Source organism: Streptomyces sp. SCSIO 30461 (genome assembly GCF_037023745.1).
Classification (GTDB): domain Bacteria; phylum Actinomycetota; class Actinomycetes; order Streptomycetales; family Streptomycetaceae; genus Streptomyces.
The window spans coordinates 6,714,984-6,740,212 of sequence record NZ_CP146101.1; the positions used below are offsets into that span (position 1 = coordinate 6,714,984).

The 25,229-nt window shown below is 68.6% G+C and carries 22 protein-coding genes; 9 read left to right on the forward strand and 13 right to left on the reverse strand.

All coding sequences use genetic code 11. The features are described from left to right. Window positions 1-194: 194 nt before the first annotated feature. The 9 genes from V1460_RS30130 to V1460_RS30175 all read right to left on the reverse strand — a co-directional run bounded on the left by V1460_RS30130 (window position 195) and on the right by V1460_RS30175 (window position 13,382). Window positions 195-1,613 carry a DUF6177 family protein gene (locus V1460_RS30130; RefSeq protein ID WP_338676750.1) on the reverse strand — a complete coding sequence of 473 codons (1,419 nt, stop codon included), beginning with the start codon at window positions 1,611-1,613 and terminating at the stop codon, window positions 195-197. Then, complete coding sequence (gene eccCa / locus V1460_RS30135; protein ID WP_338676751.1) at window positions 1,610-5,614, reverse strand: type VII secretion protein EccCa; 4,005 nt, start codon at window positions 5,612-5,614, stop codon at window positions 1,610-1,612. Before eccCa ends, V1460_RS30130 begins: the two co-directional genes overlap by 4 nt. Then, window positions 5,611-6,540 (reverse strand): type VII secretion protein, encoded by a 930-nt coding sequence (locus V1460_RS30140; protein ID WP_338676752.1) that lies wholly within the window; start codon window positions 6,538-6,540, stop codon window positions 5,611-5,613. The genes eccCa and V1460_RS30140 overlap by 4 nt, the downstream gene beginning before the upstream one ends. Before the next feature lie 375 nt (window positions 6,541-6,915). Further along, on the reverse strand, window positions 6,916-8,280 hold the full coding sequence (gene eccD, locus V1460_RS30145; protein ID WP_338676753.1) for a type VII secretion integral membrane protein EccD: 1,365 nt from the start codon (window positions 8,278-8,280) through the stop codon (window positions 6,916-6,918). Window positions 8,281-8,617: 337 nt separating this feature from the next. Further along, the gene (locus tag V1460_RS30155) at window positions 8,618-9,478 is read right to left on the reverse strand and encodes an immunity 49 family protein (RefSeq protein WP_338676755.1); all 861 of its coding nucleotides are present in this window, start codon (window positions 9,476-9,478) and stop codon (window positions 8,618-8,620) included. A 12-nt stretch (window positions 9,479-9,490) separates the two neighbouring features. Then, window positions 9,491-12,112 (reverse strand): hypothetical protein, encoded by a 2,622-nt coding sequence (locus V1460_RS30160; RefSeq protein ID WP_338676756.1) that lies wholly within the window; start codon window positions 12,110-12,112, stop codon window positions 9,491-9,493. Beyond that, the gene (locus tag V1460_RS30165; RefSeq protein ID WP_338676757.1) at window positions 12,109-12,606 is read right to left on the reverse strand and encodes a DUF6507 family protein; all 498 of its coding nucleotides are present in this window, start codon (window positions 12,604-12,606) and stop codon (window positions 12,109-12,111) included. The genes V1460_RS30160 and V1460_RS30165 overlap by 4 nt, the downstream gene beginning before the upstream one ends. 115 nt (window positions 12,607-12,721) lie before the next feature. After that, window positions 12,722-13,030, reverse strand: coding sequence for a pore-forming ESAT-6 family protein (locus V1460_RS30170; RefSeq protein WP_338672631.1), 309 nt, complete (start codon window positions 13,028-13,030; stop codon window positions 12,722-12,724). Between the two features lie 19 nt (window positions 13,031-13,049). Beyond that, window positions 13,050-13,382 carry a hypothetical protein gene (locus V1460_RS30175; protein ID WP_338676758.1) on the reverse strand — a complete coding sequence of 111 codons (333 nt, stop codon included), beginning with the start codon at window positions 13,380-13,382 and terminating at the stop codon, window positions 13,050-13,052. A gap of 495 nt (window positions 13,383-13,877) precedes the next feature. Here V1460_RS30175 and V1460_RS30185 point away from each other — a divergent pair, with 495 nt between their 5' ends. From V1460_RS30185 to V1460_RS30195, 3 genes are all read left to right on the forward strand, one after another. After that, window positions 13,878-14,300 carry a hypothetical protein gene (locus V1460_RS30185; protein ID WP_338676759.1) on the forward strand — a complete coding sequence of 141 codons (423 nt, stop codon included), beginning with the start codon at window positions 13,878-13,880 and terminating at the stop codon, window positions 14,298-14,300. 53 nt (window positions 14,301-14,353) lie between these two features. After that, window positions 14,354-14,872, forward strand: a complete 519-nt coding sequence (locus V1460_RS30190; protein WP_338676760.1) for a phosphotransferase — start codon at window positions 14,354-14,356, stop codon at window positions 14,870-14,872. A 127-nt stretch (window positions 14,873-14,999) separates the two neighbouring features. Then, complete coding sequence (locus V1460_RS30195; RefSeq protein ID WP_338676761.1) at window positions 15,000-15,323, forward strand: hypothetical protein; 324 nt, start codon at window positions 15,000-15,002, stop codon at window positions 15,321-15,323. A 307-nt stretch (window positions 15,324-15,630) separates the two neighbouring features. Here V1460_RS30195 and V1460_RS30200 read toward each other — a convergent pair whose 3' ends face one another. Genes V1460_RS30200 through V1460_RS30210 form a run of 3 tightly spaced genes read right to left on the reverse strand, consistent with a single transcriptional unit; the run spans window position 15,631 to window position 18,531 of the window. After that, complete coding sequence (locus tag V1460_RS30200; protein WP_338676762.1) at window positions 15,631-16,809, reverse strand: cytochrome P450; 1,179 nt, start codon at window positions 16,807-16,809, stop codon at window positions 15,631-15,633. Between the two features lie 4 nt (window positions 16,810-16,813). Continuing rightward, window positions 16,814-17,992: an MAB_1171c family putative transporter gene (locus tag V1460_RS30205; protein WP_338676763.1), complete on the reverse strand. Its 1,179-nt coding sequence runs from the start codon at window positions 17,990-17,992 to the stop codon at window positions 16,814-16,816. Continuing rightward, the gene (locus V1460_RS30210; protein WP_338676764.1) at window positions 17,989-18,531 is read right to left on the reverse strand and encodes a regulator component; all 543 of its coding nucleotides are present in this window, start codon (window positions 18,529-18,531) and stop codon (window positions 17,989-17,991) included. Before V1460_RS30210 ends, V1460_RS30205 begins: the two co-directional genes overlap by 4 nt. A 336-nt stretch (window positions 18,532-18,867) precedes the next feature. Here V1460_RS30210 and V1460_RS30215 point away from each other — a divergent pair, with 336 nt between their 5' ends. Next, window positions 18,868-19,713, forward strand: a complete 846-nt coding sequence (locus V1460_RS30215) for a helix-turn-helix domain-containing protein (protein ID WP_338676765.1) — start codon at window positions 18,868-18,870, stop codon at window positions 19,711-19,713. A 35-nt stretch (window positions 19,714-19,748) separates the two neighbouring features. On the opposite strand, the gene V1460_RS30220 is transcribed toward V1460_RS30215, so the two are convergent. Beyond that, on the reverse strand, window positions 19,749-20,183 hold the full coding sequence (locus tag V1460_RS30220; RefSeq protein ID WP_338676766.1) for a helix-turn-helix domain-containing protein: 435 nt from the start codon (window positions 20,181-20,183) through the stop codon (window positions 19,749-19,751). Between the two features lie 663 nt (window positions 20,184-20,846). Here V1460_RS30220 and V1460_RS30225 point away from each other — a divergent pair. The 5 genes from V1460_RS30225 to V1460_RS30245 all read left to right on the forward strand — a co-directional run bounded on the left by V1460_RS30225 (window position 20,847) and on the right by V1460_RS30245 (window position 25,148). After that, window positions 20,847-21,761, forward strand: a complete 915-nt coding sequence (locus V1460_RS30225; protein WP_338676767.1) for a helix-turn-helix domain-containing protein — start codon at window positions 20,847-20,849, stop codon at window positions 21,759-21,761. Window positions 21,762-21,768: 7 nt separating this feature from the next. Further along, window positions 21,769-22,464 (forward strand): hypothetical protein, encoded by a 696-nt coding sequence (locus tag V1460_RS30230; protein ID WP_338676768.1) that lies wholly within the window; start codon window positions 21,769-21,771, stop codon window positions 22,462-22,464. A 121-nt stretch (window positions 22,465-22,585) separates the two neighbouring features. Continuing rightward, the gene (locus V1460_RS30235) at window positions 22,586-23,230 is read left to right on the forward strand and encodes a WhiB family transcriptional regulator (RefSeq protein WP_338676769.1); all 645 of its coding nucleotides are present in this window, start codon (window positions 22,586-22,588) and stop codon (window positions 23,228-23,230) included. Beyond that, on the forward strand, window positions 23,227-24,960 hold the full coding sequence (locus V1460_RS30240) for a hypothetical protein (RefSeq protein ID WP_338676770.1): 1,734 nt from the start codon (window positions 23,227-23,229) through the stop codon (window positions 24,958-24,960). Before V1460_RS30235 ends, V1460_RS30240 begins: the two co-directional genes overlap by 4 nt. After that, window positions 24,957-25,148: a hypothetical protein gene (locus V1460_RS30245; protein WP_338676771.1), complete on the forward strand. Its 192-nt coding sequence runs from the start codon at window positions 24,957-24,959 to the stop codon at window positions 25,146-25,148. The genes V1460_RS30240 and V1460_RS30245 overlap by 4 nt, the downstream gene beginning before the upstream one ends. Window positions 25,149-25,229 lie beyond the last annotated feature (81 nt).

Consider the following 25,229-nt stretch of genomic DNA (forward strand, 5'->3'; position numbering starts at 1 on the left):
TTGGGCAAGCAACAACTCCCCGCAACCGACCAACCGAAAGCGTCGCTCAGAGGCACTCGTGCCCGACGACCCCCAGCCGACATGGTCGTGCCTGTGCGCCGTCCACGACGTGAACGGCTGGCGGAGCTTGATGACACCCCGGGCCTTCGCCCGCCTTGAGGCTGTGCTGGGGACGGGCCTGGTGGCCCGGTCGGTCATCTTGCTTTGAGGTGTCGCAGCAGTGTCTCGAAGTTCTGCCAGGTGTTGGGGTCGGTTCCGTCGCTCAGTGAGTAGTGCACGGCCGGTCGGGGGTGGAGGCCGAGTTGGGTGGGTTTGGTGGTCAGCGGCGGTCGGGTGGCGTATTCGAGGCCGATGTCGTGGATGTCGTCCGCGCCGACGGTGAGGGACACCGGGATGGGTGGGGCTTGCAGGTGGGGTGGGGTGGTGAGGTCGCGTCGGCCGGGGCGGAGGGTGGTCATCAGGCTGACCAGGCCGCCTTCGGCGGCAAGGGCGGCGGCGAGAGGTTCGATGGCGTCCAGGGGCATGGTTTCGTGGGGGCTGTAGCCGAAGGCGAGGGTGGCTTCCTCCTCGATTCCGGCCGTGGTGCTGCGGATGGTGAGGGTGGCGAGGGCGGGCCGGGCGGGGTGGCCGACCATGGTGAGCCAGGTGGGTCTGGGGGCGCGATCGCGCGCGAGTTCCGTCAGTTGGCGTGGTGACCAGGGGAGGTTGATGGGTTCGGCGGTGCCCCAGCCGGCCGGGGGCTGTCCGGTGAGGGTTTGCCAGCAGGTTTCGATCGCGCCGCCGAGGGTGAGGTCGGCGTCGGCCGCATGTCCGGTGCGTAGGGAGAGCAGGAGCTGGCGCTCGCCGGGGGCTGTCGTATCGCCGGTCTTGAAGGCGTCGGCGAGCTGGGCCTGGCCGTCCGGTGTGCGCAGGGGGGTGAAGGCGCCGTTGTGCCAGTGCAGGATCGCTCCGGTGAGGCCGTCGTAGTAGCCGCAGTGCTCGTCGCGGATGATCCAGCGGTTGGGGTGTCCGCCGAGTGCTGTGCGGGTGGGCAGGGTGACGCGGGCGGTCGGCTGGGTGACGACCTGCAGGGCGAGTTCCGTCTCGGCTGCTCGGCGCAGTACGTCGGTCAGGTGGGTGGTCATGGCGATGATGGGGCGGTCGTCGATGAGGACGGCGGCCTGTTCGGTCAGGACGTCGACGGCGAGCTGGGCGTCGTCGGAACCGGTAGGGGTGATGGTGGCGGTTTCCTGGGTGAGCTGGACCGGCTCGATGGTGGCGGTGCCGGGGGGCCAGATGGTGCCGCCGCGCAGGGCGCTGAGGCGGCCGGCGAGGGAGGCGGCCAGGCGTTCGGCTTCGGGCAGGGCGGTGGAGGCGCGGATTTCCGTCCACCAGAGGGGCTCGTTCGGGAGCGGGGTGTCGGTGCCGAGGAGGCGGGCCGCTTCGCCGTGGACGTGGACCAGTATGGGCGCGTCCACAGCGAGCAGGGGGCGTCCGGCCGGGGTCCTGAGCTGAATAACTGCGCCGTCGTGGAGGGCTTCGGCTTCGAGGTCGGGGCCGCCCGCGTACAGGCCCATGAGCATCGTCATGGGGTCGGGCACTTTCTCGGTGAGGGCGACGATGGCCTTGGTCATGGTCCCGGTGCTTCCTGCTGGTGTGGGGCGAGGGCGGTCTGGATGAGCTGGTGGCGTCGTCCGCGGCGGACCAGGGTGCCGCGGCCGGGTGGCTGTGGGGAGGCGTACAGGCCGGGGAAGAGCTGTCCCTCGGTGCGTTCGCCGGTCATGACCAGGGCGGTGGTGCCGGATTCGCGCAGTGTGGTGAGCATCGGCTCGTGCAGGGCGCGGGACAGGCCGGCGACGCGGCGGGCGATGACGAAGTGCAGGCCGATGTCCGGGGCGGATGAGATGTAGGGCAGGAAGGGCCCAAGGGGTTGCTGGCCGGTGGTGGTGAGGATGTCGTAGTCGTCGATGAGGATGACGATGCGCGGTCCGGTGAAGGCGGTCGGAAGGTCGGTGAGGGTGTCGTGGTTGACGCTCTCGTCGGGCAGGCGTTTGGCGAGTTCGCCGGTGATGCCGGTGGCCAGGGCGTTGGCGAGGTTGGTGTTGTAGGCGTAGCCGCCGCGGTAGGGCTCGGGGATAAGGCCGCGCAGTCCTCGGCGTGGGTCGAAGACGCCGAAGACCAGTTCCTCGTCGGTGTAGCGGGCGGTGAGCTGGTCGACGATCAGCTTGAGCAGGTTGGTCTTGCCGCATTCGCTGTCGCCGAGGATCAGCAGGTGTTGGTCGGCGCCGAACAGGTCGAGGTTGACGGGGGCAATGGCGTCCTGGTCGACGCCGATCGGGATGGACCTGGGTTCGGCGGCAAGGCCGGGGAGTTTGTCGGCGGGTAGTCGGGTGGGCAGGACACGTACCGGGGCGGCGAGGTCGCCGTGCCAGGAGGCGCGCACGGACGCGGTCGCCTCTTCCACGGCCGCGGCCAGGTCGCCGGTGGTGGTACGGCCGTCGATGCGGGGCAGGGCCACGTGCGCGAAGAGTCTGCCGTCGGTGAGGATGCGGCCGGGCTCGTCCGGGTGGAGGGTTTCGGAGAGTTTGCGGTCGATGACGGAGTCGCCGGGGTCGTTCAGGCGGAGCTCGACGCGGGTGCCGAACATCGCCTGGGTGGCGATGCGGACGTCGTTCCAGCGGAGCATCCCGGCGACCACGTGGACGCCGTAGCCGCCGCCGCGCTTGAGGAGGTCGTTGACGTCGTCCTCGAGATCGGCGAACTCGTCGCGCAGTGCGCCGAAGCCGTCGATGAGCAGCACGACGTCCGTGGCGGTCAGCTCCGCAAGCCTGCCCTGTGAACGCACGTGGCGCAGTTGCTCGGGTGAGTCGATGCCGTGGCTGCGGAAGAGCTCCTCGCGCTCGCCCAGCATGGCGCGGACCTCGGCGACGGTGCGGGCGGCACGCTCGTGGTCGGCGCGGCCGGCGATGCCGCCGACGTGTGGGAGTTTCGCGAGCGTGCTCAGGCCGCCGCCGGCCAGGTCGAGCCCGTACAGGGCGACATCGCGCGGCGTGTGAGTCAGCGCCAGGGACAGTGCGAGGGTCCGCAGGGTGGTGGTCTTGCCGGACTGCGGCCCACCGATCAGGGCGCTGTGGCCGCCGGAGACGGTCAGATCCAGGCTCCACACACTTTGGCGCTGTGTGGCCGGATCATCGAGGATGCCGAGCGGGACTCTGAGCGGCCCGGGCCGCTGAGCCAGGTGCAGTCCGCGCGCAGACACATCGAGGGGGCCCGCGACCTGGTCGAGGCTGATCACCGTGGGGAGCGGGGGCAGCCAGATCCGGCGCACCGGCTCCGCCGCCTGGGCAAGCTGGTCGACCATGACCGACATGACGCTGGGGCCGGTCTCCCGCTCCCGCATCGCGGGCTCGTCGGCGGGTGTCGCAGCCTCGCTGCCGAGGGTGTTGAAGGTCGGATACGGCCAGGCCAACGGCTCGTCCTTGGGCTTCTCGCGCAGGGCCGGGCCACGGTAGGAGCCGGAGACATAGCCGGCCTTGAAGCGTTCGTACGTCGACGTATCGACCTTGAGATAGCCGAAGCCGGGCAGCGGCGGCAGGTTGAACGCGTCAGTGGTATCCAGAACCGTGCGCGACTCGTCCGCGGAGAAGGTGCGCAGCCCGAGACGATAGGACAGGTAGGTCTCCAGACCCTTGAGCTTGCCCGCCTCGATGCGCTGGCTGGACAGCAGCAGATGCACCCCGATCGACCGCCCGATACGGCCGATGGACAGGAACAGGTCGATGAAGTCCGGCTTGGCGGTGAGCAGTTCACCGAACTCGTCGATCACTACAAGCAGGTGCGGCAGAGGTTCCAGACCCAGCTCGGGCTTCTGTTCGCGCAAGGCGGCGTAGTGGCCGATGTCCGCGACGTCACCCGCGTCCTTGAGGACCTGCTGACGCCGCTTGACCTCCCCGGCCAGGCTGGTGTGCACGCGCTCGACCAGACCGGCCTGGTTCTCCAGGTTGGTGATCATTCCGGCGACGTGCGGGAGACGGGTGAAGGGCGCGAAGGTGGCGCCGCCCTTGTAGTCGACCAGCACCAGCGCCAGATCATGCGGAGCGTGCGTGGCGGTCAGGGCCAGGACCAGGGTGCGCAGCAGCTCACTCTTGCCCGAGCCGGTCGCCCCCACGCACAGCCCGTGCGGGCCCATGCCCAGCTCGGACGACTCCTTCAAGTCCAGCAGCACCGGCTTGTGATGGTCGTCCACGCCGATCGGGACGCGCAGGAAGTCCCGTTCGCCACGTGTTGCCCACAACCGGACCAAATCCAGGGCGGCCGGATCGTCGATATGCAGCAGACCGGGGAAGTCCACCGGCCCGGAGACGGGGGTGCCGTCCTCAACCGACTCCGCCGACAATCTGAGCGGGGCAAGCATGCGGGCCAGACCTTCCACACCCGGGATACTCACCTCGTCCACGATGCCGTAAGCCTCCACACCGGCCGGGGAACGCAAGTCCTCCACTCCTACGCGGTCACCGTCGACGGTGACGCGTACCGAGACCTCATCCGGCTCGTGCACCTGCTGCTGAAGCAGGTGCAGCACGGTGACCCCCATGTCGGCCAGCCCCACGGCCGCATCCGGCCTGGGGAGTTCGGTCGCGGTGCGGCCGTGCTCGTCGCTGATGACGAGGAGCCTGTCCGCGAGTTTCAGGGCCCTCTGGTCCGACAGCCCGCGACGCACCTCGGCGGCGTAGGAGGCCCGACGCTTCAAATCCGCGCGGAGCAGGTCGGCCAACTGATCCATGCTCGGCGCGATCCGCCGCGCAGGGGACGGCCCGTCCAACTGATCCGGATCCAGCACGTGCGGGAGCCACTTCGCCCACTGCCAGTCCTGAATCCTGTCGCCCGCGACGCCGAGGGCGAGGGCGACATCGCCAGGGGCGTGCAGCGCGGCAGTCTGGACCACCAGCGCGCGGGCGACCCGCAGAACGGCCTCCCGGTCCTCGCCGATAATGCTGACGTTCCCCGCCCGGTCCAGCGGCACCGCCAAGGGAAAGTCACTGGTCGCGCTGTAGCGGGCGAGCAGCGCTCGGGCCTCGTTCAGCATGAACGGATCCGGCGGCGTCATCACACTCCCGCCACTCTGCCCGATCTCCAGCCTCTGCACCGGCACCCGCCCCGTGCCGAGTCGCACATGGAGGAAGTCCGCGTCCAGACGGCGCCGCTCCCACACCCGCGCCGCATCGCGCACGATGTCGTACAGGGCAGCCGGAGCGGGATTGAGCAACCGGGCTTCCTCACGCCGTCCCCGTTCGACGCGGCTCAGTTCCTCGCGCATCTCCTCGAGATACTCCAGATACCGCTCCCGCTGAGCACGCCGGGTCCGCTGCGCCTTGCCCCGCTGCGAAACAAACAGCGCCACCGCACCCAGCAGGGCAAAGACCAGCACGATCGCCCCGATCGCGGCGAACTGACTGTTACGGATCACGGTCATCATCACGACCGAACCCATCACCCCGGCCATCGGCAGCAGCGCCGTCGCCGGAGTGCCGATCTTCCCCTCGGGCAGGTTAGGCGGCGGCTCGATCGTGCGCGCCACCACGGCAAGGGACGGCCGTGTGGAGCGGGCCGGACGGTGCATGAGCTGCTGGGTCATGGCGTCCTCACCGCGAACCGCAAAGCCTCGGCAGCCAGTTGGACGGCCGCCTGCGACGTGGCCTGCGAAAGCATCGAGTTGACAATCGGGCCGCCCGCGCCCAGATGCCTGTCATAGGGCACGTGCACCACGGACACCCCGGTCTCGCGCAGATATCCCATAGCGGCCTTCACATCGAGACGGATGTGCGGGGAGCTCTCACACAGGGCGACCGCCGTGTGGGCGAGCGTCGGCGCGGGCAGGTGGGCCAGCCAGTCGAGGACCTGCCGGGTTCCGTCGACGCCCTCCGCGGTCGCCGGCACCACGAGCACCCGGGAGTGCGCGGTGCCTATCGCGGTGCGCGCCACCTCTCCGGGCAGCGACTCGCAGTCCACCACCGTCACCCCGAAGTAACGGCGCAGGGCGAGGCTCACACTCAGATACGTCGCCACCTCCAGCGGCGGCCCGATCCGCCCCTGCCCGGCCGGCAACAACCAACCCCCGCCCGTCACCGGCACCAGATAGCCAGTCACATCCGTGAGCAGCATCGACGGCTCAAGAATCCCGGCCAGATCCGTACACGACCAACGCACCGTCTCCGCGCCAAGACGCACCGGCAGAGTACCGAGCGCGGCGTCCGCCTCCAGGGCCAGCACCGGGTCATGCCTGTAACGGCTGTACGTCCGGGCCAGCAACGCCGAAATGGTTGTCTTGCCCACACCACCCCGGATCGACGTCACCGCGATAACCCGGCCGGTGGTCACCGGCTGCTGCACATCGCGGGCCAACTGCGTCTGCTCGAACACCTCCTGGGACGCGGACGAGGCCAGCTTGCGCAAGGAACGGCCCGTGCGGCGGACCGCCGACTCACCATGCACCGGCCGCGACAGGGCCGCAGCCAGGCGGGGATCAACCGTGGGCACCGACTCCGGAGTGGAGGTGGGCACGCGCGGATCGCGCGGTGTGCTCTGGATTGCCTGTCGTGCGTCCGCACGCGGCTGAGGAAGCGGAGACGACGGTACGGTGCGCGGGTCGGCCTGCGCCGGAACTGGCGGCACAGGAGCCGACACGGCAGGGGAAGCGACCTGTCCGGCGGCCCGTGGATCGGGCCCAGGCGCCGGTGCGGGCGCGGCAGGCTGAGGTGCGACGGGCACCACGGCAGGCGCACCAGACGGCTTCCGCACGAGTTGCACCGTCTTGGTCGGCTCGACCGGCTGCTCAGTGCCCGCCTGCTTCAACTCACGCAGCACATCCTGCTGCCAGTCGCCTCCAGCCATCGCCGCACTCCCCTCCAAGCCCAACAGGGCCGTACGCTCACCCGATCAGAAACTGTCGAGCAAACGCCCGTACACACCAAACACCCCGATGACCAGCGGGAACAGAGCAATCACACCCACCGTCTCCAGCAGATCACCCAACCGGCGCAACCGTACCCGGACATGTTCGGCAGGCTCCACCGCCAACACCACCAACGGCACCACCGCAAAGGCCGTGAGCACCGTGAGCGGACCGACCGCGGCCTCGGCATGCCGCAGCCACACGCTGACGAGCTCGAAAGCCGCCGCGCTCCCTGCCAGCAGGAGCACCACCACCTCGGCGATCAGCGGGAAGGCCCGTGCCCGCAGAATGAGCACCACCGCGGTGATCACAGCCAATGGAACGGTCCACGCAGTGGGCGTCCGCAAGAGGAAGACAACGGCGGCAGCCGAGGACCCCGCCGTGACGATCGTGGCCAGCACCAAGCCTCGGTGGGTGGCCGTCAGGGCGCTGCCCACCTCGTGGCGGCTCACCGAAACCCCGCCCAACCGACGGTCATCGAGCCCCGACAGTCCGGAAGCCATCAACGCCACGCGCGGCAGCACCCCCAGCGCCACCACGGAAACAGCGGCCAGCACGGCCCCCACTCTGGCCTGCTCACCCGCGGTCGAAGCCCCACCCTGCAAAGCCGCCACACCGCCCCAGCAGACCGCGAAGGCGGCCACCGCACCGGCACCGATCAGCCCGCCCCGCCCCAGCGGGGAAACCCAGCCCAACAGCAACAGCGCCACCACCACAGCCGCGGCAACAACCGTCAGCCGGGCAACACCCGACCACATCTGTGCATCAGCCAGCGTCCAGGACCCGAGCACGGCGAGCGCCCCACCGGCGATGACCAACGTGGTGGCCAGCCCACGCCGCCCGGCCCGACCGCAGAGCGCCCCGCCGGCCACGGCCATGACAGCGACCACCAGCAACACACCAGCGACCGCTGACAGCCCGAACTCACCGCGCGCAAGCACCCCGGCGCCCAGCGCCCACAGCACCACCGCGGCCCCGGCAGTCACCCGCCGTGCTGCGGGCCGCCAACGCCAGGTCCGCAGCCCCAAGTCCTCAGCCACCTCATCAGTGACGTCATGCACCACAGGAGCCGACGGCGCATCCTCCGCCCGCACCAGCCGCAACACCGCACCATCGGCCACCCCTGCCGAAGCAAGCGTGCTGCCATACGCGAGCGCGGAACCATCCACCGTCACCAGGTGCCGACCCGACGGCCGCCCACCCACCCGGTCGTCCAACAACCGCAGAACTTCCGGCAAAAGCCGCCCGATCGGCTCGTCCGAGGGCAGCACCAGATCAATGCGCAGACGCTCACCGACAAGCGTGACCCGGCTCAACCCCGCCCGGCCCGCGACACTCACAACCCCCATAGCCACCACGCGTTCGAACTTATCACCGAGCCGAACGCGAAGAAGCGGACTGCTGCACACCTGGCCCATACGACGATTTCCCGATCAATCGTTCAGAAATGAACGACCAACCCACACACCCCGCACACAAAACGGCCGCGATCACAATCCCGGCAAAGACCTTGCCGACCCGCTCATCAAGAGACCGCCGCGCCCGCTCACCCCCGAACAGAAACGCGTCCCGCATCCGCCGACGCCGGACCGACACCGACTCCAGCAACTGACTGTCGTACTCCTGCGCGCCCACTGCTAGTCCTCATCCCGCTGCATTCGGTCGTAGGGTCAGCGACTCAACATTTCACGTGGGAAACTCACCAAGCCACGCCCGCTTGAGCAGCTCGCTCGGGATGTAGTCCGATTCGACATCAATAGGAAATCCCGCATCGTATGCGAGGCAAGAGATAGCGAGCAAGCCAAGGGAGAGGTAGCCGTCGACGGCTTCTTCTCGCTCCTCTGATTCCGTCCAGAACGACTTATGCAACTCCAGGGCCTCGACCAGAACCCGATTGAAACCATCATGATCCTTGCGCAGGAAACGATGGAACAGGCTGATCGGCTGATAGAGGATCTTGTCCAACATGTCCGGATCTGCGATACGGACACAGTCCGAGGCAGAGGCTTCGATCGTGGCGATCAACTTCTCACCGAGCCCTGGACGCTCCAGCCAGTAAGCTTGAAGTACATCGATCCAGAGGTACAGGTACTCGTCGTACTTCTTCTCAGAATCACGCAGCACTTCCAGTGGAAATTCGCAGAGCTGCGTCATCCGCCCCTGTTCTCGGCACACGATGGCCAGCCAAAAAGCGGTAAGCCAGTTACCGGCATGGGTATAGTACTGCGGACCCGTCGCCGGGATTGTTCGCATCTCGTCGTGAATGCGGCACAGAACCTCACCCTCGCTCCGACTCGCTGTCGCGAACAACGCAGAGCCCAGCTGCATCTCCGTAACCACAGCCTCCCAGGTGCGGAGGTCGGAAGCGTCTGGATTCACCGCCAAACGAGCACGAACATGCATATCCGCCTGATCGAGCGCGATGGGAAACATTCGCGGAGAATGCCCTAGTGCAGAGATCGTCTCGATGAGCCCTTCTTTCAGGCCGTCAGCGTAGGCTTCATCATCGGGCCCGGGGGCGCCATGCCGCATCACCCTCACCGTCATCGAGTACTCCCGTCACCCAATGTCAAACTGATACTTTTCAAAGCCGGCATACTGGCCCATATCGACCTTTCCCTTAATCAGGATATAGTCGACCTTTCCCTCCGCAATGGCACGAGCGAGTTCGTTCGCCAGTTTACCTTCACTGGGGAACTTACGGCTGCGGCGTTGCATATGCCGGAGGATGTCGTCAAAGTACGCCCTCGTCCCCTGCATCGCGCTGCCTCCGCCATACTCGTCCGGGATTTGCCGGGAGTTGAGCGGAGTACTCACGTTGGACTTGGCCTCGACTACGACGAACCCACCGTCAGGTCTGCGCCAGAGCTGGTCGAACTGATCGTTGCCGTTCGCCGGTCCGTGCAGAGTCTCCATCTTCGAGTTCGGATAGAGCTCAGGCACAACCTCCGCGGCGACAGCCTCACCATAACTCTCAGCCGCCTTCGTCTGCTCAGCCATCGCGGCCCGGCGTTCGTTGGCGACGTCCCGTACGAGGTCCGCGTCCGTTGCCCCAGCTACTGACTCCCTGTGCCGCCCGGCGCTCTGCGCATAGTCAATCGAGCTCCTTCGTCGAGCGGCTGCTTCATCGAGCCTCTGAATCGTCTCGCTATCCAGACCATACCGGCCCTGCTTCACCTCAGAGCCATCGACGTACTTCTCAGGGATGGGCGGTGGAGCATCTGAAGCTGCGATCTTAGTTCCCGTTACGGGATCTTCCATCAGCTGCGGTGGGGCATATCCGCTTTCGTCGGGGATGCTCGTCCTGAGACGACGCCCATCAATTGCGTAGTACTTTTCGAAGTACCCCGCCTCGTGGTTGGCCCGCCAAACCTGTATCTCACTAATCTGGGAACGCGTCAGCGAACCAGGGGAACCATAGGGGTTACCGTCATTGCGCATGAAGGAGGGTTGTGCAGTGGACTGCTGGTGATTCGTCGCACTGTTGCTGGACCCATCCCCAACGCCCCCAGGAACATCGCTGGCGGGCCGCCCCGCACCGCTAAACCGATCGCTGCCAGCGCCCCCCAAGTCACCCAGGGCGCCCCCGCCCAGTCCGGATCGAGGAGGTACTCCACCACCATGGCCCGTGCCGCGGCGACTTACCGAATCACCACCGGCGGGATTGTAGGATGACCCGGCTCCTAGACGATTCCCTGACCCAGCAGGTATGTCAGATCCTCGGGCAGCTCCCTGTCCAAGACCGTCGCCGGTGTGAGCAGTGACCCCTCCGGCTCGCGAACCCGCGCCCATCAGTGTCGGCTCTCTTGGAGGAACCGGCTCCTGCCCGGCGGCGGCTCGCTGGGTGTGCGATCCCTCGACTGCTGCGGGTGTGTTCTTGTAGAGGGTGCCGTCGGGGTTGAGCCAGTGTCCGCCGGCTTTGGGGGCGTAGATGGTGTTGCCGTCGAAGTCCACGAGTTTCTCGAACTTCTCGGGTGGGAAGGCAGCGGTCTCGGCCCGCGGGGTGGGGGTGTTGTCGAGTCGGTATGCGCCCTCGCCGACCCTCAGGTAGTCACCGTTGTGGAGCATGCGCAAGTTGGCTAGGGCGTCGCCGAGTTTGACCGTGCCGAAGCGCATGCCGGTTCCGGCGATCTGGATGGGGTCGATGAAGCGTGCGGCTTTGCCTGCCGTGGAGATGCCGCGGGCGATGGCGCCGCCTTTGAGGGTGGTGCCGGCTCCGCCGGTGAAGACGGTGGTGATGACGTTGCCGAAGGTGGCGCCGGCGGCGCGGGCGTTGTCCTTGCCCCACTGGTCCCAGGCGACCATGGCCTTCCCGGCCTCTTTCAGGGCGGTGCGGCTCTCGCGCAGGTACTGGGGCATGTACGCGTCCGGCGTGGCCAGATAGGGAAGGGCCATGGGGGTGGTGAGGTGGATCAGGCCGACGGCGATCTTGCCCAGGTTGTCCCAGGCTTGCAGGGCGGCGTCGGAGCCGTCGGCTCCGAAGAGGGTGCCGATTCCGCGGACGGTGCCCACGCCGAAGTCGATGATCAGGCCGTCCCAGACGAAGTGCTTGACCTGGCGGTGGAGCTCGTACCAGTGGATGGACTCATCCAGCCTGTCGCCCCAGGGCAGACCCTCGGCGTTGTTGAGCATGTCGAGGCTGTAGCCGTACTCGTTGTCCGCGCGCGTCTCGTCGCCGTTGTCGGGGACGTAGCGGAAGCAGCTCACCAGTGCGTGGATCTTGTTGGCGCAGGCGATTTCCGCCGCCTGGAAGGCGAAGTAGGCCGCGTTGATCTCGTCGCGGCGCGCATTGTTCTCATCGATCAGCGCGTCGTCGTAGGACCACTCGTCGTCCCCGGCGATGCGGGTCTCGAATTCGGCCGCCTCGCTCTTGAGGCGTTCCAGCTTCTGCACGAGGGGGCGTACTTCGCCGGCGTAGGCGCCAAGAGCGCGGGCTATTGATTCCAACTCGTCGCTGAACTCGTTGGCGCCTGTGGCCACGGGTGTGGTGACGGCGAACAACTGCTCGGCTTCCGGGGCCTGGTAGTACGAGGACAGCCCCCGAAAGGCCGTATCGATGTCGGTGCCGGCCGACCAGATGGACGAGGCGTCACCGCTGATCGCCGAGACGTCTCTCTCCAACTGCTCCAGGCTGCCGGTGAACTCAGGGACCTGGGCCGCAGAGACCGGCTGCTTGCTCACCGCACCCCCCGACGGTCCGCGCCTGGCATGTCGAGCGTCTCGGGTGCCCGCACCACCTCTTCCTGGGCGTTGTCCGCCATCGTGAGGTTGCCATGCTGGTAGTGGCTGGTGGCCTCGGCGGCACCCTTGACGGCATTGCCGGTGCGTGCGGCCATCGACGACATCTTCGCGATCCGGGCCTCAAGGTAGGCGTTCAACGCCGCCCCGACCGGGCCGATCGCCGGGGCGGACACCGCCACCTCGGGCCGGGTGGTGCCCGGCACCACGGGGCCGATCATGGGCTGCTTCGTCACGTTGGGCCGCACCGCTCCCGCAACGACCGGACCCGCCGCCGGGTTGTAGTCGCCACCCGCAAGGACGGTGCCCGCAGAGGCCGCGGCACTCGCGAGGTCCTTCATCATCGAGTCGAACGCGCTCTCCAGGCGGCCGGCCGCCTCTCCCGTCGTCGACAGGGTGGCCAGCACACCGACCGGATCAATATCCCACTTCGTCACAAAACGCCCCCGCAGCACCCGCGACGGCACCCGTCAAGCCCGACCGGCGCCGCCTGCTTCCCCGTTGTTTTCCAACCGCCCCGCCGGATCAGCCCTGTCAGCCGGATCCGCTGTGTCAGCCGATGCCGTCGACCGCGGCCTTCGCCCTCGCCAGCGTCGAGCGGGCGGTCTCGTCGTTCTGCTCCAGCGTGGAACGCACCAGCTTGATGATCTCGCGCACCTCGTTGGCCGCCTTGTTCCAGCGGACTTCCTTGCCGTGGTACTCCTCGGAGACCCCGTCGGCCTGGAACTCGGCCATCGCGGCCTTCACCGCGGCATCACGGTCGCCGAGCACCAGCTCCAGGCGGCCCACGATCGCCAGCAGGCTGCCCTGCACTTCGGTCGAAGCGGCGATGTCGTACGAGTTGCGATCCAGGTTAGGCATGTCTGTGGTCCCCCCGGGCCTAGCGCGCGCCGAACCGGGCGGCGTCGAAGTTGGCGGCGCTCATGTGCTGGTTGACGTTGTCGGTCTGCTCCTGCATACCGGTGGTGAAGGACTCGTCCATCCCCGCCTGACCACCCAGGATCGCCTGCAGCGACCCGTTCAACGCCGCCGTGATCTCATCCGAACGGTCCTTGAACGCATCGAACGCGGCCCGGCCGGCCCCGTTGAACTTCCCCTCCAGCGGCTGCGCCGCCACCACCAACTGCTGGATCAGGGCGCCCAGGTCGTCACTGGACCCGACCGTGCTCCTACCGAGCTGGGACAGGGTCGTCGACCCCATGTCGAACTTCATCCACACACCCCCGTGTGTCAGTTGTGAAACCCACCCGCGCGAAAGGACATGCACATGCTGCATGCCGCGAGTTCGATTTGTATCAACCGCACATTGCAGCCGCAATGCAAATCCAGCCAGAAGCTGACCCGTCAGCGTCACAACTTGGCCACCACACGCGCTGAGACAGGCCACTGCCCGAGGTCACTACAGGGTTGTCGGCGGGCGTGTGGGCTCACCGGCGATGTACGCCGTGAGAGGCACGGCCGGGCCCGCATACCGTGCCGATCACGCTGTCGTCGTCACCAACGGCACCTTCAGCCGAGTTCGAGACCGGTACGGGGCTGAGCCAGCACCGACCGAACCGCGGGCGCGAGCCGCCGCCGAGTTGTGTACCGGCACCCTGGCCCGTGGAGGGCTTGGCCTTCTGGCCAGCCTTGCACGGGCGCCTGCGGCACGGCTGGCAGGCTCCGGGCCCAAGACGGCCGCGCTAGGCGGTAGGGAAGGTGAACGGGAATGCCAGCGGACGACTGCGCCAGCGAGCATCTGCTCAGGGACGCCCTGGCCCGTGTGAGCGGAGCGTGGCACGCGGCGGAGTACCGGTTCGAACCGGTAGTCGGCGGCACCATGGCCGCGGTCTGGCGCGGCGTCTCATCGACCTCGCAGGCCCCGGACGTGGCCCTGCGGCTGACGCCCAAACCGGCCGCCCTGATCAGCCGGATCGCGGAGCTGGTCGACGGGGTCGCCGGTGTGGAGTGTCCGCAGACGGTGGCCGTCGGCACAGTGGAGACCAAGACCCGTCCGCGAACCGTTCACGTGTGCACCTGGATCGGCAAGGGAGCCGTCGACCGGAGCGACCCGTACGGCCTGGGCCAAGACCTGGCCCGACTCCACTCGGCGCTGGCCCGGCCGGATGCGGGCGATTTCACCGACGCCTGACGTTCGAACGCGGCCCGGTTCCCTCCCCGGGCCAGGAGCTGCCCCACTGGTACGTGGCCCGGCACCTGTGGCGGGACAGGATCCTGCCCCGCCTGGCCCAGGACCTGGCGTCGCTGCGGCCCCAGCCCATCCACGGCGACCTGCACTGGGACAACGTCGTGGCCGGCAGTGGTGGCGGCCGGTTCGGGTTCATCGACTTCGACAAGGTCATGCACGCCCCGCCCGTTTTCGACCTCGCCAAGCTCCTCGCCACCGGGTTCTTCGTCCTCCAAGGCGAGAGAGCCCGCTACCAGCAGTCACGGGCCACGGACCTCCTGGCGGGCTACCGCAGCATCCGGCCACTGGACGAGGCCGAGGTAGCCGCGATCGAGGGTTTCGTGGTGATCCTCAACGGAGAGATCGCACGCCTGGGATACACGTACGACGTCCCCGCCTACCAGGCCCAGGCCAACGCGGTCGGCGCCTGGTGGACGACCCGGCGCCGCCAGCGGCCCCAAGACCCACTCGGCCTGCGCGAGCGGAAGAACCTCCCCGCGACCCAGCAGCTCCGCCTGTCTGACCACGACAACTAAGCGCTCCCGCACCACCAGCACCTTCTGATGAGACCCGTGCGCTCGAAAGCACGGAGTCACCGGGATCGGGAAGGGCGGGGACGCGTCGGCGGTCCTGGAGGGCTCCTCGCTGGCCTACCTCGTCCAGGTGAAGACCAAGGACAGCGGCGACCCCGCCGAGCAGGAATGGGAATGGGTCGTCCACGCCTTCGGCCCCCAGGGGCCTCGTCTCGCCGAGCAACTGGTCGCCGCCGTACAGCTATGGGACAAGCATCTGCGTCCCAGCTGCGTCGACCCGGTGCTCACAGTCCACCCAGCCGCAACCCCTGATCACCTGCTCCCCGCCGGAAGCGTTGTCGACAAGCAGCACTGCCGACTGGTGTACCAGTGGCCCCGCCACAACGCCGCTATCCCCGCCCCCGTGCATCGCACCGAAGAAGCGACAACGGCAGTAGGCAGGGAGGGAGCATGACCGTCGTGCCGACACCCCGCTCCGTGAGGCCGGTCTGGGCGCTCACCGCCTCGCATGCGTACGCGGCAGACCTCCGAGAACGCAGAGGTGAACCTGAGGAGCGGGGCCGGGATCGGTGCCGCTTGGGAGCAGGCGCAGGCACTCGCCGGGATCCTCGCCGGCTGCCCCGAGCCTGCCGTCCGCGCTCCGCCTGCGGACTCAAGTGACCGGTGTGTCCTACCAGTGCGTTCGCGGCTACTCGACCGTCGTGAGCGAACACTTCCACCGTCATGCTCTCACGCTCGGTATACGGCATCCCGCCGCTCCTTTACGTCAGGACAGGCAGCGATTCGAGGCCGCGTACCAGTCGGGTCCGTCGCCAGTTCAGTTCGCTGGGCGGTTGAGCGAGCCGGATTCCCGGGAACCTGGTGAGCACGGTTCTCAGTGCGATCTCCACCTCGGCCTTGGCCAGGGGCGCGCCGAGGCAGCGGTGGATGCCGTGGCCGAAGGCGAGGTGGGCAGCCGCGTCCCGGTCCAGGTCGAGGCGGTCCGGCGCTGGGAACCGCTTCGGATCTCGGTTGGCGGCCCCAAGTGCGACCAGGACGGGGACGCCGGCGGGGATATCGGTGCCGCCGAGCGTGATGGCTTTGGTGGTGAACCGGAAGGTGGCTGTGCTGACGGAGGAGTCGAAGCGGAGCAGTTCGTCCAGGGCTGCGGGGACCTGGACGGGGTTGTCCCGGAGGCGATCCAGTTCGGTCGGGTGCTGGAGTAGCGCCAGGGCGGCGTTGCCGAGGGCGTTGGTGGTGGTTTCGTGTCCGGCCACGAGCAGTAGTACGGCCAGGGAGAGTAGTTCCTCTTCGCTGAGGTGGTCGTTTCCGTCGCGAGCGGAGATGAGCCGGTCGAGCAGACAGGTGCCGGGGTTTTGGCGTTTGGCGGTGATGAGGCCGGTCATGTAGTCGGCCATCGCGTGCGAGGCCGTGTCGATGGCGTCGGGCTGTGCCGCTGCGAAGAGCTGCGCGGACCAGCGCTGGATGTCGGGTCGGTCGGCTTGGGGAATTCCGAGTAGCTCGCAGATCACGATGACCGGCAGGGGCACCGCCAGGTCGGCCACGAAGTCGGCTGGTTCGCCGGCGGGCCATTGGTCCAGCAGTTCGTCGGTGACCTGGGCGATGAACGGGCGCAGTTCCGCTACGGCCCCGGTGGTGAACGCCTTGGTGACCAGCTTGCGCAGTCGGGTGTGCTGGGGTGGGTCGCTGGCCAGCATGGTGTGGGCGAGGGCGGGGTGCAGGCGGCGCCGTGATCCCTTGCCCGCGAAGAAGGTGGCCGTGTCCTTGGAGAGGCGGGCGTCGCCCAGGGCTTCTCTTGCTTCGTGGTAGCCGGTGACCAGGTAGCTGGGGCGCCCCCCGGGGCTGGCGGGTAGGGGTTGTACCGGGCATGTGGACCGCATGGCCGCGTAGGTCGGATAGGGGTTGTGGAGGAAGCGGGGGTCTTGGGTCGGGTCGGTCATGTTCTCAGGCTCCAACGGGCTCCGGGCGGCCTTCGTCGGCGACACGCCCGGCATGGCCGGTGTAGGCGTGCGCCACGAGGAGGAGCCACTCCGTGTCTGTGCGCAGGTCCTTGTGCAAGGCGGCCTCCGCGGCTGGCGGGGCGACTTCGTCGGCGAACCGTCCGGCTTTCAGGTCGGCGAGCGCTGCCTTGACGACGGCCGCCTCGACTGCCGCCGCGCCTCTCATCGTCCCTGTGTCGATGGCGTCCTGGGCCGCCTTCTGTACCTTGCGGGATCGGTGGGGCCGAAGGGTGAGGATGCCGTCGCTGATCTCGATGACGCGCCGCTGGAGGAGGAAGTCGGAGTCGGTCGAAGCGTCCTCGGCGTCAGCGATCGAGAGGACGATGTTCGGCATCGCGGCTGACAGGTCCTTCCACAGGGGGCCGAGTGCTTCGAAGGACTGCGTCTCCCAGCGTCGGCGGCGGGCCTGGCTGATCGGGTAGGCCACGGCAGGCAAGGTCAGGCCGAGGCAGATCAGCAGGACGGCGAGTGCCGGCGCGGTCACGCTGAAGGCGCACCTGCCGACGAGCGAGGAGCACTGCGAGGTGCTGTCGACGAGGCCCAACTCCAAGCCCAGATCGACGAGCCTGGTCGTCTTGTAAGCGAGGTAGACCAGAGCGAAGACACAGCCCGCCGCTGCGATGCGAAGTCCTGTTCGGACGCTGGCTCGACGTGTCGACAACGACTGGCGTACGGCCTGCACCAGGAAGTCGACCACCGCGAAGCCGAGGTAGGTGACGTACAGGAGCAAGTAGAGCGCGTACACCTGCGCAGAGCGGTGGCCCATCTGCTCGTAAGCGAACAGGACGGTCATGCCGAAGACCGCCACGGCGAGGAGGACAAGGCGCACGCGGATGCGCCGCCGGGCCTCCGCGAGGTCGAGATTGAGCTGGAACGAGGCGGCGACGACCGCCATGGCAGCCACCAGCGAAGCGGAGTTGCTCAACAGCCGGGCGACGTGCGGCACGAGGCTTTCGACGGCGTCTTCGACCAGCGGCGCGTAGGAGGCGAAGGCCAGGGCGAAAGCCCCGAGGAGCGCGCCCATGGCCCACGTACCGGTGGGACGGGGGGTCCCTCGGCCGAATACCCAGTAGCCGGCCGCCGCGGCGAGCAGGATCGACATGCCGAGGAAAAGCATGTTCATCGGCCGAACCGACCTCTCTTGAAGGGCTGGGCGAAGAGTGCGTCCCAGCTTTCCGGTCCCTTGCTGGGCCGGAGGGAAGGGGCTTCGCGGTCGCGATAGATGCGCCGACGGATTACCGACGCCATCGTCTCCGCCTGCCGTTCGTCGGTTGTCGAGTAACTGGTACGCCCCGACATGCGCATCACCAGGGTGGGGTTCACTCCGAGAGCCCCCGCCGTCTTCGCGTCGACCTCCAGGCTTCCTGGATGATCGCAGTACACGTGACACAACTCGTGCGTGAGAATGTGTCGCTGGTGGTGCACGGACGTGCCCTCCTCATAGAAGAGAAGGTCTGCCACCGGGGTCTCCACCCTTATGCCGCACGGCGCGTCGACCGCGCCGAGTGTGGTCAGCGGTTTCAGGATGATCGGCTTGCCGCGCTGTTCGGCTATCGCCTCGCGCAATTCACGTGTGCTGAAACGGTACGGCAGGCGCAGCCGGTCAACCTGCTCCTCACACCATTTACGCAGTCGATTCTGGTCGTTTTCCGGCAAGGGCATGCGTTTCCCCCTTGGCTTGGCTGTGCGCCAACTTTCTGGTGGGCGGGAGGATGCCAAGAGGAAGGCGGAACTCGCACTTCCCGGAAGTCGCACTTCCGATTACCGAAGGTGAGCTGAGGTTGGCGTCGCCGCCACGAGGTTGACGAGCCTTTCGATCTTGACTTGTACGGCGAAACGCCAGACATCCGGACTTACATGTCACCCCGTCAGGTTGATTGAATGATCGACCATCCGTTATGTCTGACTACGCTGAATGACTGATCCCTGATTTCGCGATGGCGATTCGGGGCGCTCTGTGGCCCATGTCACCCCATGGGTGGGCTCTAATCTCGGGTCATGGACTCTCGGGGCGGGCCGATCGAGGGCGAAGGCCCGGAGGGGGAGTCCCTGCCCGCGCTGCTGCGTTCGTGGCGGGGGCGCATCAACCCCCGAAAGATCCCGCGCCTGGCTGCCCCAGGGCGGCGAAGCAAGGGCCTGACGCAGGATGACGTAGCTCGCCTGGCGGGCGTGAGCGCCCGTTGGTACGGAGCGCTGGAACGCAATATCAAGGCCGAGTACTCGGCCGACTTCCTCGACCGGATCTCCTCCGCGCTTCAACTGAGCCCGGCGGAGCGCCGTACTCTGTACCTGAAGGCGGTCGGCCGTCCGCCGGCCCTTGCCGTGACACCGGAAGCGGACGCGGTAGCGGAGGTGGACGAGGCGCTGCTCCAGCAGTTCCTGGACAACCAGACCCCTGCGCCCGCCTTCGCGACAGACCTCGCATGGAACGTGATCAGCTACAACCAGCCGGTACTGGACTGGTTCCCCTGGGCCGCCCACCAGGCCAATCAGATGAGATGGACATTCCTGGCCCCGGAGGCCCGTGAGCAACTCGTGGCCTGGGAACAGGATTGGGCGCGCCCCTTCCTGGGGCAGATCCGCTACGCACGGGCCCACCACCCGAAAGACGAGGCGCTGTTGCGGTTGGAGCGGGACATCCTCGCGGGATCACCGGACGCCCGGGAGATGTGGGATCGCCGCGAGGTGATCGAGCACTCCCACGGCGCCCTGCGCCGACTCAGACTCCCCTACCACCAGGGACGCGAGGTGGCCGTACGCATCGTCGACCTACGACCGATGCGCAGCGACCTCCTGCGCGTAGCCGTACTGATGGAAGACCACCAAAGGGCCGACGGCGCCTGACCGAGGCGCGGCGCCGACAGGCGCCGGCGCCGGCCTCACTCGTCGTCGAGCAGGTCCGAGTCCTCCGGCTCCGGCATCCCCTCAAGCCGACGGGCCTGGTCGATCACGGCGGTCAACATGTCCAGGCTCGACGAGCTGAGCCCATTGGCGCGCAGGGCGACCCGGCGCACACTCTGGTCGCGCATGGCGGCGACGACGCGGATTTCGGCACGCTGTCGCTCGGACTCCTCCTCATCGAAGAAGTAACCCGGGCTCACCCCGAAGAACCCGGCCAGCGCCCGGATCGTCTGCATCTTCGGGTTCGTGTTGATCCCGGTGCGGAGCTGCTGGATAGCGCTCGCGGAGATGGCCACGCCCGAGGTGTCACGGATGCCCTGCGAGACCTCCGCGTACGTGTACGGGCCGCGACCCTTCGGGCGCACCTCCCGGAACAGATAGTCGAGCAGCTCCGCGAAGCTCTTCTCAGTCATCCCCTGCCCTTCGCCATAGCCCCCATCCTATCCACTCCAGTGGTGATCACACCCACTCTCACTCCACACATCAACATCACAGTTGACGACCGGGCGCCACTGCGATGTAACTTAACCACCAAGTTCGTCCAGTGCAGTGTTTCGCGCCTGCTCGGGACGCACGCGAAGAGAGTGGACCCACAGGCACAGGAGCGAAGGGCGACGCGCCAGGACACCCGAGAGCGGCAAACCCCGGACGGATCCACGGCGCGAGCCGAAACTCCCGGGCGATCACAAATGAAGTATCTTTCGCGACTCTCTGCAACCTCTGCAGAGTTTATGAACCAAGTCTGGATCTTGACACGGGTCCATGCGTATGTTCGTCGTCCCCGGGCAACCCGCCCGTCACGACGCACCTGAGGAGTCCACCAAGCACGGACTGCACCGAGTAGGTACCTGATACAGCGACGGCGCCCGAGAGCGGTAACTCTCAGACGCCGAACGCGAAAGCGGCATACCCGCCCCGGCAAGGGCGGAGATTGCCCACCATCACCACGCTGATCCCTTCCACGGGGCATCTCAGCGCGGCAACACCAAAGGAGATTGTCGCATGCAGTCTGCCCTGCGCCAAAGGCCCACATCGGCCCGCGCGGCAGCAACCCACCGCTCGGTCGGCGGTGCCCGATGAGCAGAGACGCCCGCGAATGGGTGTGGGAAGACAGCCGCAGCCGGGGAACCGCCCGCCTGATCCTGCTGTCGATCGCCGACCGGGTGGCCGACGACCAGTGCGTGGCCTGGGCTTCCCTCGCCAGCCTGATGGAGCGGACGAACGCGTCCCGCAACGCGGTCCGCAGGGCCCTGGCCGCCCTCGCCGACAGTGGTGAACTCGAGCTGCTCGACAGGTACGAGGGCCCGCACCGCAGTTCGGTCTACCGGCTGCCGCTGACCGCCGCGTACCTGGCCAAGCTCGCAGCCGCCCGCGAGGAGGACCCGGACGTCGACAGCGTCGATCCGGCAACGGCATCCGACCCGGTGCCCGAGCTCGATGAGGGCAGGCTCCGGCGGTACGGGATCCGCCCCAAGAAGGGGGCGGATTCCGACCCCTCCCGCCCGAATGTGACCGGGGCTGATTCCGACCCCTCGCGTCAGAATCGGACCCCTCGACGGGTCCGATTCCGCACCCCCGAGGGGGCTGTTTCCGACCCCCAGAACCAGAGTGAACCGAAGGTGAACCGGAGGTACAGCAGCAGTAGGGCTGCTGCCGTCACCTCGGCCAGCGAGTGGCAGCCCGACCCAGCCACCCATGCCTGGACCCAACGCGAGGGGCATCTCGCTCGCCTCGGCGAGGACGGCCTCGCCGCCGCCGACGCCAAGTGGCGTGCCCACCGGGCCGACTTCAAACCCCGATCAGCCGACGCGTGGGCCGCCGACTGGCGGTCCTGGGTCGCCCGCGAACACGCCCCGAGCCGCCCCAAGCTCTACGCCCTCCCCGGCAGCAACGACCACAGTGGCGCCAGTGGGCCTGGCCGGATGACCCGGGCTGAGGCCCACACAGCCGCCCTGCTCGCCGCCCTCGAAGAGCCGACCGGAACGGAGTAGCCACGCCATGGACCGTCGTGAAACCGCAGCCCTGCTGGCCTACATCGGCCGACTCGACCCCCGCGCCATCCGCACCGACCAAGGCGAAGCCGCCGACCAGCTCGCCCAGTGGCACGAGCTCCTCGGCGACGTGCCCCTGAGCACGCCGCACGGCTGGGACGCCCGCATCGCCGCCCGCCAGCACATCCGCACCTCGCCCTACCCGATCCTGCCCGCGGACATCGGCCGCCCCTGGGAGGGCTACCGGCGCGACCGCATCAACCGGCACACCGACCCCACCCCCGCCGTCGACCCGGACGACCAGGCCGCCTGGCAGGCCGAGCTGGTACGCGCCCGGCACGCGGTCGCCACCGGCACAGCCGAGCCCGCCTCCCACCGGCAACTCGGCAGCGGCCGACCCGACCCGGAGCTTGAGGCGCGGCTGAAGGCGATCGGGTCCTGCATCCCCCCAGCCGTCCGTACCGAGCTCGCCCCGTACCGGCCGATCCGTGCGGCACGCGAAGCGGCCGTCGCCCAAGGGCGGCCCGACCCGCTCGGCGTCCGCTGCCCGTGGTGCCTGGCACAGGCCGGAGAGCCCTGCTGCCGCCGTCGCATCGGCCTCGACGGCGCTGCCAGCGGACACGCCCCGCGTGCCACCCCGCACCCCACACGGCTCGACCTCGCCGCCGCCCGGCACCACGGGCCACAGCCCGCCATGGCCTGACCCGCGCCCCTCCCCACCCGGCCACGAGCGCAACACGCCGTAGCCGCACCCACCCCTGCCGCTCCCCCACCCGCCGGGCCAACCTGCCCGGCCGATGCGGCAGCACCACGGAGAACCATCCATGCGCAACATCACCACCCACAGCGCGCCGGTCAGCGGCCTGCGCGGCATCGCGGACACCTACTGGCAGGCCCGCGGGGCGTGCCACTGGCTGTACCCCGAGGACGCCGACGAGTTGTTCTTCGCCTCCGGCCGGGACCGCGAGGCCATCGCCGAGGCGAAGGCCCTGTGCGCCACCTGCCCGGTCCGCGACGAATGCCTCGACTTCGCCGTGGAGAACGGCCTCAAGGAGGGCGTCTGGGGCGGATGCACCCCGGCCGAGCGCGAACCCCGCCGCGACGAGATCGCCAAAGATTGCGATGACCGCCGCGTTGTCGCGGTCATCGAGCACCGGCGGGAGGTGCACCTCAACGCCAAGGAGCGGGGCGCCGTCATCGACCGTGCCTACGCCCGAGGCTGGCGTGCCGACCGGCTCGCGGTGGCCCTGCGCGTCGGTCAGGAACGTGCTCGCGACCTGCTCACCGAGGCCGCCCACAAGCTTGCCGACCGGGGCCAGGCTGTTCAGGTGCCCCAGGCGCCGAAGCAGCGCAAGCGCCGCAGGCCCACCACGAGCAAGCCCGCGACCAGCCCCGCCGCCCGCCACCGGCAGGCAACCGTGCCGGTGAAGACCATGTCCGCGAACACCCCTCTCGGAAAGGCCGTATGACCCACCAGGCTCTCTCCCTCGCCGTGCCGGACCTCGCCCCGCCCCTCGTCCTCGGCCTCTCCACCGCCCTGGTGCTGGCCGCGGTCGTGGTCGGCTGGGTGATCCGACGCCGAGCCGTCCGCACGTCCACCGCGGGCAGCCCCGCGGTCAGGGTCGCGGCCCTTGCCGCGCTCGGGTGCACCGCCTACAGCGCGGACACGAGCTGGCGGTTCGGGGCCGACTACCTGGACATGGGCAGCACCGTCGAGCGCGCCTTCATGTTCGCCACGGCCGAGCTGGCCCTGTTCGCCACAGCGTTGATGGCACGGCAGAACCTGGCCACCCAAGGCGCCCCCGGCCTGCCGGGAGCTCTGGTCTGGCTCATCACCGCCGTGCAGATCATCCCCGCCTACGCCGAGTTCGGCCCCGTCGGAGGCACCGTCCGCGCCCTGATCGGCCTGGTCATGGCGGCCGTGCTGTGGCACCTCGCGATGGGCATCGAACTCCGCCTGCGCACCCCCGGCGCGGCCTCCCGGGGACTGCTCGCCAGCCTGGGACGTGAACTGCGTGAGCGGCTGCTGTCCCGGCTCGGTATCGCCGCTCGGGACCGTGACGCCGCTCAGATCACCCGCGACCGGGCCACCGCCCGCGCGGTCACGCTCGCCGCTCGCCTGGCCGAGCGCACCCCCGAGCAACGCGGTACCTGGCGCGGCCGGTACCTGACCCGGCGCCTGTCCAAGGCCATCGGGCACGCCGCCGTCGGCAGCGACCCCGTCCAACGGACACGCCTCCTCGACCAGCTCGCCGTCCGCCGCCACGCGATCGACCTCGCCAGCATCACTCTCCCCTCCCCCTGGTCCCACCCCCAGCACCAGAAAGAAGCCGGGACCGTCCCCGCCCCGACCGACACCATCACCACGCTGGTCCCCGCCTCGGTCCCCGATCACGGTCCCCACCACACCGACCCATCTGCCGGGGACCGGTCCCCCGCATCCCGGGGACCGGTCCCGGGGACCGTCCCCGCGTCGTCCCACTCACCCGGGGACCGCAGGCCGGAAAGCGGGGACCGTCCCCGCGAAGACGGCGGCCAAGTCGCCCTCCCCGAGAGCAGCGACGCCGGGACCGCGGAGCGTGAAGCCGCAGCTCACGCCGCAGAAACCCGGGGACCGACCGACGACGAGTCGGGGACCGACACCACCGGGGACCGGGGACCGACCGACACCGACACGGGGACCGACACCACCGGGGACCGGGGACCAGCCGACACCGACACGGGGACCGACACCACCGGGGACCGGGGACCAGCCGACACCGACACGGGGACCGACACCACCGGGGACCGGGGACCAGCCGACACCGACACGGGGACCGACACCACCAGCAACCCGGGACCGGACGACGACCAGTCGGGGACCGACACCACCGGGGACCGGGGACACACGGTCCCCCTGCGGCGGAAGCCGACCGGGGTGAAAGGCAAGGGCAAGCGGAACCGGGCACGCCGGCCGCAGGCGCAGCGGCCCTCGCGGGAGCTGCTGGAGTCCGCGGACCAGCTCGCCCGGCAGGTCCTCCCCCATGTCCCGGCGGTGCTGGAGCGGGACGGGAACGAAGCCCTGTCCCGTGTGCAGCTGCGGGAGATCCTCCGCCAGGAGGGCCTGACCGGGGGACGGAACGAACGCCTGAGCCTCGTGCTGCAGCAGTTGCGGAGCGAGGCGACCACCACCACCACGACGACGAGGAGCAGCCGATGAGAACGTGCCGCAAGTTCACCCAGATGCGCGGTCAGTACGAGCGGGATATCGCCTTCCTGACCGCTCACTCCAAGCGGCATGCCGGAAGGCCGGCGGCGAAGTCCAGCGCCACGCACGCCGGATTGGCCAAGGCACGGATGGCGCGGGTTCTCGCGGGGCACGTTCAACGCTGCCCGGAGTGCATGTGACCCGCAAAGGTACAGGTCAACTCCCTGATGTGACCGGGTGGCCCGGCAAGGTGCCGGGCCACCGGCCCCGTCTCGACAGGG

What these genes read in the sequence shown, in the direction of transcription:
- V1460_RS30130 (WP_338676750.1), bottom strand. Translation starts at nt 1,613, where the DNA reads ATGACCAAGGCCATCGTCGCCCTCACCGAGAAAGTGCCCGACCCCATG.
- eccCa (WP_338676751.1), bottom strand. Translation starts at nt 5,614, where the DNA reads ATGACCCAGCAGCTCATGCACCGTCCGGCCCGCTCCACACGGCCGTCC.
- eccD (WP_338676753.1), bottom strand. Translation starts at nt 8,280, where the DNA reads ATGGGGGTTGTGAGTGTCGCGGGCCGGGCGGGGTTGAGCCGGGTCACG.
- V1460_RS30155 (WP_338676755.1), bottom strand. Translation starts at nt 9,478, where the DNA reads ATGACGGTGAGGGTGATGCGGCATGGCGCCCCCGGGCCCGATGATGAA.
- V1460_RS30170 (WP_338672631.1), bottom strand. Translation starts at nt 13,030, where the DNA reads ATGCCTAACCTGGATCGCAACTCGTACGACATCGCCGCTTCGACCGAA.
- V1460_RS30175 (WP_338676758.1), bottom strand. Translation starts at nt 13,382, where the DNA reads ATGAAGTTCGACATGGGGTCGACGACCCTGTCCCAGCTCGGTAGGAGC.
- V1460_RS30185 (WP_338676759.1), top strand. Translation starts at nt 13,878, where the DNA reads ATGCCAGCGGACGACTGCGCCAGCGAGCATCTGCTCAGGGACGCCCTG.
- V1460_RS30200 (WP_338676762.1), bottom strand. Translation starts at nt 16,809, where the DNA reads ATGACCGACCCGACCCAAGACCCCCGCTTCCTCCACAACCCCTATCCG.
- V1460_RS30205 (WP_338676763.1), bottom strand. Translation starts at nt 17,992, where the DNA reads ATGAACATGCTTTTCCTCGGCATGTCGATCCTGCTCGCCGCGGCGGCC.
- V1460_RS30210 (WP_338676764.1), bottom strand. Translation starts at nt 18,531, where the DNA reads ATGCCCTTGCCGGAAAACGACCAGAATCGACTGCGTAAATGGTGTGAG.
- V1460_RS30215 (WP_338676765.1), top strand. Translation starts at nt 18,868, where the DNA reads ATGGACTCTCGGGGCGGGCCGATCGAGGGCGAAGGCCCGGAGGGGGAG.
- V1460_RS30220 (WP_338676766.1), bottom strand. Translation starts at nt 20,183, where the DNA reads ATGACTGAGAAGAGCTTCGCGGAGCTGCTCGACTATCTGTTCCGGGAG.
- V1460_RS30225 (WP_338676767.1), top strand. Translation starts at nt 20,847, where the DNA reads ATGAGCAGAGACGCCCGCGAATGGGTGTGGGAAGACAGCCGCAGCCGG.
- V1460_RS30230 (WP_338676768.1), top strand. Translation starts at nt 21,769, where the DNA reads ATGGACCGTCGTGAAACCGCAGCCCTGCTGGCCTACATCGGCCGACTC.
- V1460_RS30235 (WP_338676769.1), top strand. Translation starts at nt 22,586, where the DNA reads ATGCGCAACATCACCACCCACAGCGCGCCGGTCAGCGGCCTGCGCGGC.
- V1460_RS30240 (WP_338676770.1), top strand. Translation starts at nt 23,227, where the DNA reads ATGACCCACCAGGCTCTCTCCCTCGCCGTGCCGGACCTCGCCCCGCCC.
- V1460_RS30245 (WP_338676771.1), top strand. Translation starts at nt 24,957, where the DNA reads ATGAGAACGTGCCGCAAGTTCACCCAGATGCGCGGTCAGTACGAGCGG.